Annotated in this window: 14 protein-coding genes; 7 read left to right on the top strand and 7 right to left on the bottom strand. The window is 72.8% G+C overall.

Annotated features, from left to right (window positions below; genetic code table 11):
• Positions 1-2: 2 nt before the first annotated feature.
• Both ACLGIH_RS26070 and ACLGIH_RS26075 read right to left on the bottom strand, forming a co-directional pair.
• Complete coding sequence (locus ACLGIH_RS26070) at positions 3-482, bottom strand: anthrone oxygenase family protein (RefSeq protein WP_416527716.1); 480 nt, start codon at positions 480-482, stop codon at positions 3-5.
• A 133-nt stretch (positions 483-615) separates the two neighbouring features.
• Positions 616-1,404: a DUF2293 domain-containing protein gene (locus tag ACLGIH_RS26075; protein WP_416527717.1), complete on the bottom strand. Its 789-nt coding sequence runs from the start codon at positions 1,402-1,404 to the stop codon at positions 616-618.
• A 66-nt stretch (positions 1,405-1,470) separates the two neighbouring features.
• Between ACLGIH_RS26075 and ACLGIH_RS26080 the strand changes: the two genes are divergently transcribed.
• Positions 1,471-2,112 carry a nucleoside/nucleotide kinase family protein gene (locus tag ACLGIH_RS26080; protein ID WP_416527718.1) on the top strand — a complete coding sequence of 214 codons (642 nt, stop codon included), beginning with the start codon at positions 1,471-1,473 and terminating at the stop codon, positions 2,110-2,112.
• Between the two features lie 35 nt (positions 2,113-2,147).
• Here the strand turns inward: ACLGIH_RS26080 and ACLGIH_RS26085 are convergent, their stop codons facing one another.
• On the bottom strand, positions 2,148-3,275 hold the full coding sequence (locus tag ACLGIH_RS26085; RefSeq protein WP_416529476.1) for a magnesium and cobalt transport protein CorA: 1,128 nt from the start codon (positions 3,273-3,275) through the stop codon (positions 2,148-2,150).
• A gap of 292 nt (positions 3,276-3,567) precedes the next feature.
• Between ACLGIH_RS26085 and ACLGIH_RS26090 the strand changes: the two genes are divergently transcribed.
• Positions 3,568-4,362 carry a methyltransferase gene (locus tag ACLGIH_RS26090; protein WP_416527719.1) on the top strand — a complete coding sequence of 265 codons (795 nt, stop codon included), beginning with the start codon at positions 3,568-3,570 and terminating at the stop codon, positions 4,360-4,362.
• Between the two features lie 161 nt (positions 4,363-4,523).
• On the opposite strand, the gene ACLGIH_RS26095 is transcribed toward ACLGIH_RS26090, so the two are convergent.
• Together ACLGIH_RS26095 and ACLGIH_RS26100 are read right to left on the bottom strand one after the other, a co-directional pair.
• On the bottom strand, positions 4,524-5,435 hold the full coding sequence (locus ACLGIH_RS26095) for a carbohydrate kinase family protein (RefSeq protein WP_416527720.1): 912 nt from the start codon (positions 5,433-5,435) through the stop codon (positions 4,524-4,526).
• The gene (locus ACLGIH_RS26100; protein ID WP_416527721.1) at positions 5,432-6,340 is read right to left on the bottom strand and encodes a pseudouridine-5'-phosphate glycosidase; all 909 of its coding nucleotides are present in this window, start codon (positions 6,338-6,340) and stop codon (positions 5,432-5,434) included. The genes ACLGIH_RS26095 and ACLGIH_RS26100 overlap by 4 nt, the downstream gene beginning before the upstream one ends.
• A 99-nt stretch (positions 6,341-6,439) precedes the next feature.
• Here ACLGIH_RS26100 and ACLGIH_RS26105 point away from each other — a divergent pair, with 99 nt between their 5' ends.
• Positions 6,440-6,868, top strand: a complete 429-nt coding sequence (locus tag ACLGIH_RS26105) for a VOC family protein (protein WP_416527722.1) — start codon at positions 6,440-6,442, stop codon at positions 6,866-6,868.
• Between the two features lie 39 nt (positions 6,869-6,907).
• Here the strand turns inward: ACLGIH_RS26105 and ACLGIH_RS26110 are convergent, their stop codons facing one another.
• Together ACLGIH_RS26110 and ACLGIH_RS26115 are read right to left on the bottom strand one after the other, a co-directional pair.
• On the bottom strand, positions 6,908-7,462 hold the full coding sequence (locus ACLGIH_RS26110; protein ID WP_416527723.1) for a methylated-DNA--[protein]-cysteine S-methyltransferase: 555 nt from the start codon (positions 7,460-7,462) through the stop codon (positions 6,908-6,910).
• Between the two features lie 94 nt (positions 7,463-7,556).
• Positions 7,557-8,465 carry a glycerophosphodiester phosphodiesterase gene (locus tag ACLGIH_RS26115; protein WP_416527724.1) on the bottom strand — a complete coding sequence of 303 codons (909 nt, stop codon included), beginning with the start codon at positions 8,463-8,465 and terminating at the stop codon, positions 7,557-7,559.
• Between the two features lie 279 nt (positions 8,466-8,744).
• On the opposite strand from ACLGIH_RS26115, the gene ACLGIH_RS26120 reads away from it, so the two are divergent.
• From ACLGIH_RS26120 to ACLGIH_RS26135, 4 genes are all read left to right on the top strand, one after another.
• Positions 8,745-9,623, top strand: a complete 879-nt coding sequence (locus ACLGIH_RS26120; protein ID WP_416527725.1) for an MHYT domain-containing protein — start codon at positions 8,745-8,747, stop codon at positions 9,621-9,623.
• A gap of 40 nt (positions 9,624-9,663) precedes the next feature.
• A complete protein-coding gene (gene uvrB, locus ACLGIH_RS26125) occupies positions 9,664-11,814 on the top strand; it encodes an excinuclease ABC subunit UvrB (protein WP_416527726.1) in 2,151 nt (716 codons plus the stop codon).
• A gap of 141 nt (positions 11,815-11,955) precedes the next feature.
• Entirely contained in the window at positions 11,956-12,534 is a 579-nt protein-coding gene (locus ACLGIH_RS26130) for a TerD family protein (protein ID WP_416527727.1), read from the top strand.
• 169 nt (positions 12,535-12,703) lie between these two features.
• Positions 12,704-14,740, top strand: a complete 2,037-nt coding sequence (locus ACLGIH_RS26135) for a TerD family protein (RefSeq protein ID WP_416527728.1) — start codon at positions 12,704-12,706, stop codon at positions 14,738-14,740.
• Positions 14,741-14,963 lie beyond the last annotated feature (223 nt).

A 14,963-nucleotide genomic window follows, 5' to 3' on the forward strand; every position in this document is an offset into this window, starting at 1 on the left:
ACCTAGGTGAGGGCGAGCACGTAGGCGACCGCCGCCGCGGCCGAGGCGACCGTACGCACGTGGTTCCACGTCGTCCACTCGCGTATGTACGTCGGCCAGTACGCCGCCGCCTCCGCGCCGCCCGGCTCCAGCCGCTGAAGCGCCTCGTTGCGGGGCACGTTGGCGGCGACGGTGATGCCGAACGACCCGAACAGGTACAGCGCGCTGCCCAGCAGCAGTTCCACCGTCCCCCGCTCCGGCCACACCACGAACGTCGTCACCGCGATCACCGCGCACAGCACCGCCGAGCCGAGGAACAGCGCCATGAAGGGCGGCGTCACGGCGGCCCTGCTGACCGCCTGCATCGCGGCGACGCCCTGCGCCGGGGGCAGGGCGCCGAGGCCGCGCATGACGAAGGCCGAGAAGCCGGTGAAGACACCGGCCACCAGCCCCGTCCCGAGCGCAGCCAGCAAGGTCAGCACGAAGTACGGTCCGTCGATCATGGCGTGTCAGCTCCCCCTTCGGGCCCGGGCGACGCCCGGAACCTCCGTCTTCCCACTACTGTCAGTCGAGCGCGGCAGCCGACCCCGCGCCATGGCCGAGCGGCGCCGGCGTATACCCGGGCGTCCAGGCGGGCTACGGCCCGGTTCCCTCTTCGCTCTCTCGCCGCCAGCCCCGCAAGACCGCCTGTACCTCCGCCGCGATCCGTCGTCGAGCCTCGTGCCGGGGCACCCCGCTCATCAGCAGCCGGTCGTACGGCGTGTCCAGGTGCCGCACGGACGCTGCGACCGCCGAGGTCACCGCGCCCTCGGCCAGGGCGCGCCCCGCCGCGCTCCGGCCCACCCGCCCGCTGCCCCGCACCGACGCGTGCGCGGCGACGGCCCGCGCCCGCTCGTCAGGGCACCTGGGGAACAGCCGCCGGATCTCCGCCGCGAACGCCTCCGTGAAGCGGAGGTCCTGCGCCGCCCGCCGCGCCGCGTCCCGCATCCGGCGCCGCCGACGCGCCTCCGCATCCGCCAGGCAGCGCTGCTCGGCGCGGGCGAGCGCCTCCTCTTCCACCAGGACGCCCTGCCGCTCGTACCGGCCCCGGCGCCGGTTGAACCGCACCACCACCGCCGACAGCGTGCTCTCCTCCCGCGACCTGCGGGTCAGGGCGGTGTCGCCGCGCGGCAGGTACACCAGGTGCCCCAGGTCCGCGCAGTCCAGGCACCGGGGGGTGCCCTCCTCCAGGACCAGCAGTGGCAGCGGACCGCGTTGGCACGCCGCGCAGTGCCGCCGTCTGACGGGCCGGTATACGACAAGTCCGGGACGGAGGAGGGGAGTCGGTCCGGGCGGCCGAGCCGGGGCACGCGGCGGAGGCGCCGCGGGCGGCGGAACGGGGGGCGGCGGAACCGGAGGCGTCGGGACGGTCGCGCGAGAGGTCATGCCCTGGTCATTCCCCGTGCCGCTGCGGCGGCCCGCCCCTGCGTTCCACCCGGCGGCTGACGCATCATGGGCCGTGTGCGACTCGAAGCGATCACGTGGGACCGGCTCGGCGACCTGCTCGCGGAGCGCCTCCTCGACCTGGAGCCGGCCGACGGCAGCCCCTGGCCGCGCATCGCCTTCGACGGCGCCCCGGCCGCCCGCCCCGGCGACCTCGCAAGCCGCGTCCATGAGGCGCTGCGCGTCCGCGGCCGGCCCGCCCTGGTCGTCGGCACGGCCGGCTTCCTGCGTCCCGCCTCGGTCCGCCTGGAGTACGGACACCGGGACGTCGACTCCTATTACGACGGCTGGTACGACACCGGCGCCCTGTGGCGCGAGGTCTTCGGCCCGCTCGAACCCGGCGGCGACGGACGCGTCCTGCCCGACCTCTGGGACCCGGTCACCGACCGCGCCACCCGCAGTCCCCGTGTCCCCCTCCCGCTCGGCGGCTTCCTGCTGCTGCACGGTCCCTTCCTCCTGCGGCACTGGTTCCCCTTCGACCTGAGCGTCCATCTCTCCCTCGGCCCCGGTGCCCTGCGCCGCCGCACCCCGGAGGACGAGCACTGGACCCTGCCCGCCTTCGAGCGCTACGCGCACGAGACCGGCCCCGCCGACGCCGCGGATGTCCTGGTGCGCGCCGACGATCCACGGCATCCCGCCTGGAGCGGCTGACCGGACTGCGGCCCGTGTCCTGCCCGGGTGCCGTCTCAGAGCCAGCCGTTGCGGCGAAAGCCCCGGTACAGCGCCAGGCAGGCGACGGTTATGACGCCGATGACCAGTCCGTAGCCGTATCGCCAGCCAAGCTCCGGCATGTGGTCGAAGTTCATGCCGTACACCCCGCACACCATGGTCGGTACGGCGACGATCGCGGCCCACGCCGTGATCTTCCGCATGTCCGAGTTCTGCGCGACGGTGACCTGGGCGAGGTGCGCCTGAAGGATCGAGTTGAGCAGTTCGTCGAAGGCGGCGATCTGCTCCGTGGCGCGCAGCAGGTGGTCGGAGACGTCCCGGAAGTAGGCCCGTGTCTCGGGTGCGACCACCCGGATCGGCCGGGTGGCGAGTTCCTCCAGCGGCCGGCCGAGTGGCACCACGGCCCGCTTCAGCTCCAGGAGTTCACGCTTGAGCTGGTAGATCCGCCCCGGGTCCACCCGGGCGCCGTTCTCCGCGAACACCTCCGACTCCACCAGGTCGACGTCCGTCTGCACCGCGTCGATGGTGGTCAGGAAGTCGTCCACGACATGGTCCGCGATGGCGTGCAGCACCGCCGACGGCCCCTTGGCGAGCTGTGCCGGATCGGACTCCAGCTCCTCGCGGACCGGGCCCAGCGAGCCGTGCCGTCCGTGCTGCACGGTGACCACGAAGTCCTGGCCGACGAACACCATGATGTCGCCGGTGCTCACCACCTCGCTGGTGGCGGTCCCCTCCTCGTGCTCGACGTGGCCGACCGTCTTGAACACGGCGAAGAGCGTCTCGTCGTACCGCTCCAGCTTCGGGCGCTGATGTGCTTCGACGGCGTCCTCGACCGCCAGGGGGTGCAGGTGGAAGAGGTCCGCGAGGCCGGTGAACTCCTCGTCCGTCGGCTCGTGCAGACCGAGCCAGACGAAGCCCGCGCCGAGCCTTCGCACCTGCTCCACGGCGTCGACCGGGTCGCCGCTCGCCGGGGTCCGGACACCGTCCCGGTAGGTCACGCAGTTCACCACCGAGGAACCCAGCGGGGAACGGGCGGGGTGACTCAGATCGACGCGTGGCCGCCGCCGGGCCAGCCGCGTCACCCGGCGCAGGCCGCCGACGCTGCGGAGACCGGTGACCCTCCGCAGATTCCCGCCCATGGACATCCGGACCTCCTCGCGTGCGTTCCGTCGCACCGCGCTTTCCGCGCTGTGGCGCGCCAGTCTGCCAGTCGGGCCGGAACGGCGCGGGGGCCTGTGGAAACGCCGCATTCCGCTTGGTTCCCGGCTGTGGACGGATCGGCTCCCGGTTGTGGACGGGACCGGCTCCCGGGTCGTGGAGGGGCCGCACCTGCCCCGGTGCGAAGGCGGCCGGTTCCCGGCCGGGCGTTTGCCCCGCCCGGGTCGCCCCGGAGCGTCGTCCCCTTCCGACAAGCCGGGCAACTGGGATGATCGTCGCATGACGCGAACCGACGGACACCTCCTCGACAACCGACAGACCGAGGCGGCGGAACGCTTCGACGCCTTCGCCGCCCTCTTCGACCCCACGACGTTCCGGCACCTCGCAGCGCTCGGTGTCGGGCCCGGCTGGCGCTGCTGGGAGGTCGGTGCCGGAGGCACCTCCGTGGTGTCGTGGCTGGCCAAGAAGGTGGGCCCGACCGGCAGGGTCGTCGCCACGGACATCGACACCTCGCGCCTCGCCCCGGCCGCCCGCCCACCGGTCGAGGTCCGGGTGCACGACGTGGGGGCGCAGGAACCGCCGGGGGAAGGGTTCGACCTGGTCCACGCCCGGCTCGTCCTCGTCCATGTGCCGGAGCGGGAGCGGGCGTTGCGCTCGATGGTCAAGGCGTTGCGCCCCGGCGGACGTCTGCTGGTCGAGGACGCCGACCCCGCGCTGCAGCCCCTGCTCTGCCCCGACGAGCACGGCCCCGAGCAGCAGCTGGCCAACCGGCTGCGGCACGGCTTCCGCCAACTGCTCGCCCGCCGGGGCACCGACCTCTCCTACGGGCGTCAGCTCCCGCGGCTGCTCCGCGAGGCGGGGCTGCGCCGGGTGGAGGCCGACGCCCACTTCCCGGTGACCTCGGCCGCCTGCGCCACCCTCGAGTCCGCCACCATCCGGCAGGTCCGCGACCAGCTCGTCACCGCGGGGCTCGCCACGGACGAGGACATCGACCGCCACCTGGCGAACGTCGCCTCGGGCGCCATGGACCTGGCGACGGCGCCGATGATCTCGGCCTGGGGGCGCAAGGGATAGGACGGCCCCGCCGGAAGCCCGCATCGCGGCCCGCTTCCGGACTCCCTTTCGCCGCTGTTGACTCCCCTTCGCAACTGTTTCGGGCTCTGCTCCGGAGCCTTCCGGCTCCCTCCCGAGCCGCTTCCGGGCGCTCCTGCGAAGCCGCCCGACCCAGCGGCCGCCTACGGCCCGGGCGGCCTCCCTCCGATCCGGGCGACCGCCACGGCACCCGCCCGGCACCCCTCCTCCGCGGCTTCCTCCGGTCCGGCCCCGGCGAGCAGGGCGGCGAGGAACCCGCCCGTGAAGGCGTCACCGGCCCCTGTGGTGTCCCGGGGCCGTGCCGGTACGGCGGGGACGCGGGCGGTCACGGCGCCCGAGGACGCCACCAGCGCTCCGCCGGGGCCCAGCTTGACGACCACCAGCGGTACCCGGCGGCTCAGCTCGGCCGCCGCGGCCGCCGCGTCGGGCAGCCCGGTGAGCAGGCACGCCTCGTCGCGGCTCGGCAGCAGGACGTCCACCCCGCCGGTCAGGCCCAGGAAACGGCCGGCGCCCAGTTCCCTGAGGAATCCCGCCGAGGCCGGGTCCAGGCTCACCGGTACGCCACGCGCGCGTGCCGCCGTGAGGGCGGCCTCCACCAGCGCGCGGCTCGGCCCGGAGAACAGCAGGTAGCCCGACAGATGCAGGCGCGCGACACCGTCGAGCAACGCGTCCGACCAGTCGTCCGGAGCGAGCCGCAGCGATGCCCCACTGTCCGTGAGGAACGTCCGCTCGGCCGCGGCGCCCCCGTCGACCAGGCAGATCACCGTCCCGGTCGGCGCCTGCTCGTCCACGACCAGAAGCGGGCGAACGCCGCAGGCCGCCAGTGCCCGCTCGTGCCAGTCCGCCGCGTCCGTGCCGACCCGTCCCAGCAGCCGCACCTCCCTGCACCCCCGATGGGCCGCCCAGCAGGCCACGTTGGCGCCCGCCCCGCCGGGCAGCCGCCGGATCGAGGCCGCCGTGTCCGTACCGGCGGCCAGCGGGCCCCGGTGCCGGGCGACGACGTCCGTGACGACATCCCCGACGACCAGCAGCGCGCCCCCCGGCGGCGCGGTCACACCGCGGTCCAGGACGCCGCGATGCGCGCCGCGAGCCGTACGTTGCCGCGCACCGCCGCCAGGTTGGCCTCCAGCGAGGCCCCGTCGGTGTGCCGCACCAGGTGGTCGAGCAGGAACGGCGTGACCGCCTGGCCGGTGATCCCCTCCTCCTCGCACGCGCGCAGCGCGTCGGCGAGCACGCGGGCGTGCACCTCGGGATCGAGCTGCTCCTCCTCGGGCACCGGATTGGCGACGACCAGGGCCGACTCCGGCGCCCCGAGCGCGTCCTGCGCCCGCATGACCTGCGCGACCTGCTCCGGGGTCCGCAGCGTCCAGTCCACCGGATGCCCGGAGTCGGACAGGTAGAAGCCGGGGAAGCGGTCCGTGCCGTACCCGGCCACCGCGACGCCCAGCGTCTCCAGCCGCTGCAACGTCGCCGGCACGTCCAGGATGGACTTCACGCCCGCGCACACCACCGTGATCCGGGTACGCGCCAGCAGCCCCAGGTCGGCCGACTCGTCCTGGGTCACCGTCCACTCCCGGTGCACCCCGCCGAGGCCCCCGGTGGCGAACACCCGCACGCCCGCCAGGGACGCCAGCAGAGCGGTCGCCGAGACGGTGGTCGCGCCGCTCGCACCCGAGGCCACGGCGAGCGGCAGGTCACGATGGCCGAGCTTGCGGATGCCGTCCTCGTCGGCGACCCGTTCCAGCTGCTCCTTGGCCAGACCGACGTGCGGCCGCCCGTCCAGCACGGCGATGGTCGCCGGTACCGCACCCTCCTGCCGCACCAGCCGCTCCAGCTCCCCGGCCACCTGCAGATTGCGCGGACGGGGCAGCCCGTGCGCGATGATCGTGGACTCCAGGGCCACCACCGGGCGACGCGCGTCGATCGCCTCCCGCACCTCTTCCGACACCACCAGCACCACGGGTATGCCTCCTGTCCGCCGGGTCCTCCCTCATCCCTGGCGGGGGCCGTACCGGATCAAACCCTTGCGGGCGGCCGGGGAGGCCAGGAACCTGGGACCATGACCGACAACACGACGCGACTCGACCACGTGGTCCTCTGGGTGCGCGACCCCGTCGCCGCGGCGGCCTTCTACGAGAAGGCCCTGGGGATGCAGCCCCTGAGGGTCGCCGAGTTCGCCGCGGGAACGGTGGCGTTCCCCTCGGTGCGCCTCAACGACGAGACCATCTTCGACCTCGCACCGCTCACCATGGCGGAGCGCATGGGCATGCTGCCCGGCGCCGCCGCGAGCGCCGGCCACGCCGTCAACCACGTCTGCCTGGCCCTGCCGGAGCAGGACTTCGACGCGCTGCGCAGCCGACTGGAGGAACAGGGCGTTCCGGTCTCCGGCTTCTCGTACGACGCCTACGGTGCCCGCGGCCCGGCCCGGCGCAGCTTCTACTTCCGCGACCCCGACGGCAACATCTTCGAGGCACGGCACTACGCCTAGCCGGCCGGCGGCAGGGCGCCGGAACCCCGCGGCGGCACCTCAGAACAGCGGCTCGGGCAGCACGCCCTCCAGCGCGAGCAGCTGCCGCTTGGTGTCCAGACCGCCCCCGAACCCCCCGATGCCGCCGTCGCTCTCCACGACCCGGTGGCAGGGCACGACGACCGGCAGCGGATTCGCCCCCATGGCCATGCCCACCGCCTGGGCGGCGCCCGGCTGGCCCAGGCGGTGGGCGAGATCGCCGTAGGCGACCACCGAGCCGTAGGGAACGCCGGACGCCAGCGCGCGCAGCACCTCCCGGTTGAAGCCCGAGATCAGCGACCAGTCCAGCGGCAGGTCGAAGGCGACCCGGTCGCCCGCGAGGTACGCCTCGACCTGACGTATCGCCTCCGCCAGCAGCGGAGAGCCGGACTCCTCGACGGGCTCGGCGCCCAGCCGGGAGGCGAGCCGCTCCAGCGCCCGGTCGCGCACCGGGCCCTTGGCGTGGAACACGACGTTGACCAGGCCCTCGCGGGTGGCGGCCAGCAGCAGCGGACCGATCCGGGTGTCGGTGAGCGCCCACACGACCCGCTGCTCGTACTGCCCATGGCTGTCCATGCGCCCACCGTACGACGGGCCACTGACAACGCCGGGGCCACGGGCCGTCGTCCGCCGCCGGCGACGGTCCGCGGCCCCCTCGACGCGGTGCGGATCAGACGTCGTCCGAGTCGGCCCACCCGCGCACGGCGTCCTTCCCGCGCACGGCGTCCCGGACCACGTCGGGCTTGTTCGTGATGATGCCGTCGACTCCGTACCGGGCGACCCGCCGGGCCGTGTCCGCGTCGTCCACGGTCCAGGTCAGCACCTCCATCGGCCTGCCGTGCGGACCCGTGAACGCGTGCACGGCGGACACGTAGCTCATCGAGAGGCTGCCGTGCGAGGGGTTGATCTGGTCGGCGAACTCGGAGTACTCGGGCAGCTCGTTCACCGACGGCGTGCCGAGGAAGCCGGTCTTGACGGCCGGCTTCAGCTCGTGGACGGTCCGGATGCTGTCCGCGCTGAAGCTCTGCACGATCAGCCGGCCGTTGACGTGCCGCCGGTCGAGCCAGCCCTCGTTGGCGAGGACCTTCAGGGTGTCCCGTTCGATGCCCGGGTACAGCTGGGGATGCTTGAGCTCCAGCAGCAGCTTCTGGCGGTGCCGCTCGACGCGCTCGACGTACTGCTTCAGCGTCGGCACGCGCGCGCCCGCGTAGTCGTCGTCGAACCAGCTGCCGGCGTCCAGCCGCGCGATCTCGGCGGCGGTGAAGTCCTTCACCTTCCACGGTGCCCGGTCGGGGAAGACCTGTTCGACGTTGGTCGTACGCTTCAGGTTGTCGTCGTGGAGGACGACCAGCTCGCCGTCCTTGGTGCGCTGGACGTCGTTCTCCACCCAGCGGATGCCCAGCTCGGCCGCCTTGTCGACGGCGGCCAGAGTGTTCTCCGGGGCGTACGCGGAGGCGCCCCGGTGGGCGACCACCGTCGGCCCGGAGCCGGTGTGGGTGGCCTGGGCCGGGGAGGCCGGGGCCATCGCGGTGGCCCCGAGGAGCGCGGTGGTCGTGACGGCAACTGCACGCGCGTGCATGCGTACTCCTCGCGTCGATCGATCACGGACAGCTTCACTGTGACAGCAGAGGGTCAACAGCAGAGGGGTACGGGATGGCCATTGACTGAATGGAGATGCTCAACTCCGCTCACCGGGGCGGCACAACTGGGGCAGAGCCGTGATTCTTTGCCGCAGAATCGTTCGGCCATTCCGGTGGGAGTCATACTCTCTGCCTCAACCCTGACCGTTCGTGCGGTCCTGGGAGGGGGCGCACAACGGGGAAATCCGGGACGGAAGAGGGCGGAGGGACAGCCGCGCATGCACGGCACGGTCGACGGATTCAATTACGGGATCGTCACACCGCTGGTGGCCTATCTCATGGCCTGCCTCGGCGGCGCGCTCGGTCTGCGCTGCACCGCCAGGTCCCTGCGGGTCGCCCAGTCCTGGAGGCCCGGATGGCTCGCCCTCGGCGCGGCGGCGATCGGCTCCGGCATATGGACCATGCACTTCATCGCGATGATGGGCTTCGCGATCGAGGGCACACCGATCCGCTACGACACGGCGATCACGTTCGCGAGCCTGGCCGTCGCCATCGTCATGGTGGGTATCGGGATCTTCATCGTCGGCTACCGCGGCGCCCAGGGCGCGGCCCTGTTCACCGGCGGCACCATCACCGGGCTGGGGATCGCCTCGATGCACTACCTGGGCATGGCGAGCATGCGCTTCGACGGCGAGCTGAGGTACAACACCTTCACCGTGGCCGTGTCCGTGGTGATCGCCATGGTCGCCGCCACCGCCGCCCTGTGGTCGGCCGGGCAGGTCCGGGGGCTGCGGTGGAGCCTGGGGGCGAGCCTGGTGATGGGCCTCGCCGTGAGCGGCATGCACTACATGGGCATGGCCGCGCTCGAGGTCCACGTCCACGGCACGGCCGAGCCCAGCTCCGGCGAGTCGCCCGCAGCCCTGCTGGCACCCATGCTGATCGGCCCGCTCGCCTTCCTCCTCCTGGCAGGGGCCGTGGTGCTGTTCGACCCGCTGATGCTGGGCGGACAGCCCGCCTGGGTACCGGCCGAGCGGAAACCGGGCGTCCCCGCCCGCACGGCCGTCCGCCACGTGCCCCACCACCCGGCGCACCACCCCCCGCTGCGGACCCGCCGTACCGTCGTCCACCGCCGCTCCCGCACCCCGCAGAGCCGCTGACCCCGGCCCGTTGTCAGTGCGGAGTCGTACGGTGGATCCCATGCGGCCCGTTTCCCAGATCGAACGCACGGTGGCGCCCTTCGAGGTCGTCAGCCCCTACCAGCCCAGCGGCGACCAGCCGGCGGCCATCGCCGACCTCGCCCGGCGCATCGAAGCAGGTGAGAAGGACGTCGTCCTGCTCGGCGCCACCGGCACCGGCAAGTCCGCCACCACGGCGTGGATGATCGAGAAGCTCCAGCGCCCCACCCTGGTGATGGCCCCCAACAAGACGCTGGCCGCCCAGCTGGCGAACGAGTTCCGCGAGCTGCTGCCGAACAACGCGGTCGAGTACTTCGTCTCGTACTACGACTACTACCAGCCCGAGGCCTACGTCCCGCAGTCGGACACCTACATCGAGAAGGACTCCTCGATCAACGAGGAGGTCGAGCGCCTGCGCCACTCCGCGACCAACTCGCTGCTCACCCGCCGTGACGTCGTCGTGGTCGCCTCGGTCTCCTGCATCTACGGCCTGGGCACGCCGCAGGAGTACGTGGACCGCATGGTCCCTCTGCGGGTCGGCGACGAGATCGACCGGGACCAGCTGCTGCGCCGCTTCGTGGACATCCAGTACACGCGCAACGACATGGCCTTCACCCGCGGCACCTTCCGGGTGCGCGGCGACACCATCGAGATCTTCCCGGTCTACGAGGAGCTCGCCGTCCGCATCGAGATGTTCGGCGACGAGATCGAGGCCCTGTCCACGCTGCACCCGCTCACCGGCGAGATCATCAGCGACGACCAGCAGCTCTACGTCTTCCCGGCGTCCCACTACGTGGCGGGTCCCGAGCGTCTGGAGCGGGCCGTCAACGACATCGAGAAGGAGCTGGCCGAGCGCCTGGCCGAGCTGGAGAAGCAGGGCAAGCTCCTGGAGGCCCAGCGCCTGCGGATGCGCACCACGTACGACATCGAGATGCTCCGCCAGATCGGTTCCTGCTCCGGCGTCGAGAACTACTCGATGCACTTTGACGGCCGCTCACCCGGCTCCCCGCCCAACACCCTGCTGGACTACTTCCCGGACGACTTCCTCCTCGTCATCGACGAGTCGCACGTCACCGTGCCGCAGATCGGCGCCATGTACGAGGGCGACGCCTCCCGCAAGCGCACCCTCGTCGACCACGGCTTCCGGCTGCCCTCCGCCCTGGACAACCGCCCTCTGAAGTGGGAGGAGTTCCAGGAGCGCATCGGCCAGACCGTCTACCTGTCGGCCACCCCCGGGCAGTACGAGCTGTCCCGCTCGGACGGCGTCGTCGAGCAGATCATCCGCCCCACCGGCCTCGTCGACCCGGAGGTCGTCGTCAAGCCCACCGAGGGCCAGATCGACGACCTGGTGCACGAGATCCGCAAGCGCACCGAGAAGGACGAGCGCGTCCTCGTCACCACGCTCACCAAGAAGATGGCCGAGGACCTCACCGACTACTTCCTGGAACTGGGCATCCAGGTCCGCTACCTGCACAGCGACGTCGACACCCTGCGCCGCGTCGAACTCCTCCGCGAACTGCGCGCCGGCGAGTACGACGTCCTGGTCGGCATCAACCTCCTCCGGGAGGGCCTCGACCTGCCCGAGGTGTCCCTGGTGGCGATCCTCGACGCCGACAAGGAGGGCTTCCTGCGCTCCGGCACCTCCCTGATCCAGACCATCGGCCGTGCGGCGCGCAATGTCTCCGGCCAGGTCCACATGTACGCCGACAAGATCACTCCGGCGATGGAGAAGGCGATCGAGGAGACCAACCGCCGCCGGGAGAAGCAGGTCGCCTTCAACAAGGCGAACGGCATCGACCCCCAGCCGCTGCGCAAGAAGATCAACGACATCGTCGCGCAGATCGCCCGCGAGGACGTGGACACCGAGCAGCTGCTCGGCTCGGGATACCGCGGCCAGGCCAAGGACGGAAAGGGCGCCAAGGCCCCGGTGCCCGCCCTCGGCGGCAAGGGGGCGAACGGCGCCAAGACGGCCAAGGGCAAGGGCAGGGCGGCCAAGGAGACGGTGCCCACCGACCGCCCCGCGGCCGAACTCGCCGAGCAGATCGAGGAGATGACCTCGCGCATGCGGGCGGCCGCCGCGGACCTCCAGTTCGAGATCGCGGCCAGGCTGCGCGACGAGGTGTCCGAGATGAAGAAGGAGCTGCGCCAGATGAGGGAGGCCGGACTGGCCTGACGCCGCGCCCGGGCACGCGCTGTGTTGCAAGACCGACACAAAGCGCGGGCCTGGGTACGGCACTGTCAGTGCCCCTGCGTAGGGTTCTGGTCAACCGCGGGCGCCGCGGCAACAGGGGACAGTTCGAGAGGGGATCAGCCCGTGACCGTCAACATGACCAAGGGTCAGGCAATCAGTCTGCAGAAGGACGACGGCGGCAGCCTGACGTCGGTGCGCATGGGTCTCGGCTGGCAGGCGGCTCCCCGGCGCGGCCTGTTCGGGTCGCGTACGCGGGAGATCGACCTGGACGCCTCCGCCGTCCTGTTCGCGGACAAGCAGCCGGTCGACGTGGTCTTCTTCCGCCACCTGGTGAGCGACGACGGCTCGGTGCGCCACACCGGCGACAACCTCGTCGGCGGTGTCGGCCAGGGCGGCGACGACGAGGCGATCCTCGTCGACCTGCAGCGCGTCCCGGTCCACATCGACCAGATCGTCTTCACCGTGAACTCCTTCACCGGCCAGACCTTCCAGGAGGTGCAGAACGCCTTCTGCCGCCTGGTCGACGAGGCCAACGGCCAGGAGCTCGCCCGCTACACGCTGGCCGGCGGCGGCGCCTACACGGCCCAGATCATGGCGAAGGTGCACCGCGCGGGCCAGGGCTGGTCCATGACGGCCCTCGGCGCCCCGGCCAACGGCCGCACCTTCCAGGACCTGATGCCGGCGATCCTGCCCGCCCTCTGAGACGACCGGACGACACTGCCGGACGGGGGGCAGCCGGACGGCACGGCCGGACTGGACAGCGGACTGGACGGCCGGACGAGACGGACGCCGGCCGGCCCTGTCCGGCGACCGGTCGGCCAGCCGCACGACAGAGCACGAGTGACACGCGAGTGACGCAGGGGGGAAGGCGATGACGGCCGAGCTGGTGCGAGGGCAGAACCACCCGCTCTCCCGGACCCGCCTGGAGATCCGGGTCTCGGCCGGCACACCGGTCGTTGCCGCGGCCACGTCAGCCGACGAGAACGGCAAGGTCCACGGGGCCGAGTCGGTCGCCCACCCCGGTACGCCCACGCGGCCCGGCCTGGAGGTCTCCCGCCAGGCCGCCGCCGACCACCGCCTCGCGGTGGACCTGGACGCCGTGCCGGACGCCGTGCACCGCGTCACCGTGCTGCTCGCGCTGCCCACCGCCGGTACGGCGGCCCAGGCCCCGGCCCGCTTCGGCGCCGTGGCCGCCCCCTTCGTCGCCGTCACCGGTCTCGACGGCGCGGAGATCGCCAGCTACACCATCACCGGCCTCGACGCCGAGTCGGCCGTCGTCGCCCTGGAGATCTATCGCAGGCAGGGCGCGTGGAAGGTCCGCGCGGTCGGCCAGGGCTATGCGGGCGGCCTCGCCGAGCTGCTCACCGATCAGGGCCTGCCCGAGGCCCACTCGCTCGCCGCGGGCATCCACGAGGCGGTGGCCCGCGGACTGGCCCGCTCGGTGCCGGCCCCTCCGCCACGCACCGCGGACGGCGACCGCTCCTGGCAGGCCGCCGCCCCGGCCCTCGGCCCGGACCACGGCGGCACGGCACCGCAGGCCGCCCCGGGGCCCGTGCCGCCGACAGGCCCGTACGACGCTCAGGGCACGCCCGGCGCGCCGGGACGGCCCGGCCCGCAGCAGCAGCCGTACGCCGGTGGCGCGGGGGACACCCCCGCCACCGAGCCGTCGGCGCCGACCGCCGGGGCGCCCATCGACTACAGCCACCCACGCCGCCGGAACGCCGCCCCGCCCCCGCCCCCGCCGACCGCACCCCCGGCCGCTCCCGGACAGCCCGCGCAGCCCGTGGCCGGCGACGCGACCGGCTGGTCCATGGACGAGCGGCTCTACAACCAGGTGTGGGGCATGTTCGAGGACCTGGCCCGCACCACGGCCGCCTACCGCAGCGCCGTCGACTTCGCCGACTCCCGCATGGAGAAGGAGCTCGACCAGGTCCTGTCCGACCCGCGCAGCCGCACCGGCGGACAGGGCGACGCCGCACGCGAGGCGGCCCGTGCCCGGCACGGCGCGCTGGTCGCCCAGGCCGCGGAGGCCCTCGACCGCGACCTCGCCCAGCTCGCCGCCGAGGCGGAGGTGGTCGAGCCCGCCCTGCCGCCCGCCTACGCCCGCTGGGACAACCCCGTCTGGCACGGCTACCGCGTGCCGATGGAGATCCCCATGGCCCTGCGCCTGGGCGACCTGCATCTGCCCGAGGCCGACCGGATACGCATTCCGCTGCTGGTCCGGCTGCCGCTGGAGCGCGGACTGTGGATCGACAGCGGACGGGCCGGCTCGCCCGACGGGACCTTCGCCGACTCCCATGAACTGCGGCGCCTCGCCCTGGAGGCGGCCGTGGCGCACGCAGCCCGGCTGCTCGCGGTCCACCCGGCCGGCGAGTTCACCGTGCACGTGGCCGACCCGGCCGGATCGGGCGCTCAGGCACTGACTCCGCTGGTGCGGGCCGGCGTGCTCGCCGGCCCGCCCGCGCTCGGCGCCGCGGGCGTCGCGGACGTCCTCGCCCGGCTCACCCAGCGCGTCGACCTGGTGCAGATGGCGGTGCGCGGCGGCGCCGCCGACTCGCTCCCGCCCGGCTTCGACACCTCCCAGCAACTGCTGATCGTCAACGACTTCCCGCACGGCTTCGACGACCGGGCGGTCAACCAGCTCCGCTACCTCGCGGACGAGGGCCCGTCCGTCGGTGTCCATCTGATGATGGTCGCCGACCGCGAGGAGTCCACCGGCTACGGCCCGCTGCTCGACCCGCTGTGGCGGGCGCTGCTGCGTCTGACCCCGGTGGCCGACGACCACCTCGCCGACCCGTGGGTCGGGCACGCCTGGACGTATGAGCCCTCGCTCGTGCCGCCCGGCAGCCAGGTGCTCCAGCAGGTGCTCACCCAGGTCGCCGCGGCCCGGCGCGCGTGGAACCGGTAGGTCCATGAGCAGGTAAAGGGCTCCCACCAGCCCCTTTGAGCTTTATTTGCAAATCTCTTTACCTTCCCTTGGGGAATCAAGTAGTGTCCTCCGTACGGAGGGGAGTACTCCCTGTCTGCTGCGGCGTACCCGTCAATACGGATCAGGCCAGATCCCGGGGCGTCGGCCCGCGGGCTTCCATGCGCGTCACACGCGCCGGACGCCCGGGGTGGAAGAGACCTCC

The organism is Streptomyces hamibioticus, assembly GCF_047946815.1.
In the GTDB taxonomy this organism is placed as follows: domain Bacteria; phylum Actinomycetota; class Actinomycetes; order Streptomycetales; family Streptomycetaceae; genus Streptomyces.

Excerpts from the sequence above, each read along its gene's own strand:
- ACLGIH_RS26070 (WP_416527716.1), bottom strand. The coding sequence starts at position 482 with ATGATCGACGGACCGTACTTCGTGCTGACCTTGCTGGCTGCGCTCGGG.
- ACLGIH_RS26075 (WP_416527717.1), bottom strand. The coding sequence starts at position 1,404 with ATGACCTCTCGCGCGACCGTCCCGACGCCTCCGGTTCCGCCGCCCCCC.
- ACLGIH_RS26080 (WP_416527718.1), top strand. The coding sequence starts at position 1,471 with ATGGGCCGTGTGCGACTCGAAGCGATCACGTGGGACCGGCTCGGCGAC.
- ACLGIH_RS26085 (WP_416529476.1), bottom strand. The coding sequence starts at position 3,275 with ATGTCCATGGGCGGGAATCTGCGGAGGGTCACCGGTCTCCGCAGCGTC.
- ACLGIH_RS26090 (WP_416527719.1), top strand. The coding sequence starts at position 3,568 with ATGACGCGAACCGACGGACACCTCCTCGACAACCGACAGACCGAGGCG.
- ACLGIH_RS26105 (WP_416527722.1), top strand. The coding sequence starts at position 6,440 with ATGACCGACAACACGACGCGACTCGACCACGTGGTCCTCTGGGTGCGC.
- ACLGIH_RS26110 (WP_416527723.1), bottom strand. The coding sequence starts at position 7,462 with ATGGACAGCCATGGGCAGTACGAGCAGCGGGTCGTGTGGGCGCTCACC.
- ACLGIH_RS26115 (WP_416527724.1), bottom strand. The coding sequence starts at position 8,465 with ATGCACGCGCGTGCAGTTGCCGTCACGACCACCGCGCTCCTCGGGGCC.
- ACLGIH_RS26120 (WP_416527725.1), top strand. The coding sequence starts at position 8,745 with ATGCACGGCACGGTCGACGGATTCAATTACGGGATCGTCACACCGCTG.
- uvrB (WP_416527726.1), top strand. The coding sequence starts at position 9,664 with ATGCGGCCCGTTTCCCAGATCGAACGCACGGTGGCGCCCTTCGAGGTC.
- ACLGIH_RS26135 (WP_416527728.1), top strand. The coding sequence starts at position 12,704 with ATGACGGCCGAGCTGGTGCGAGGGCAGAACCACCCGCTCTCCCGGACC.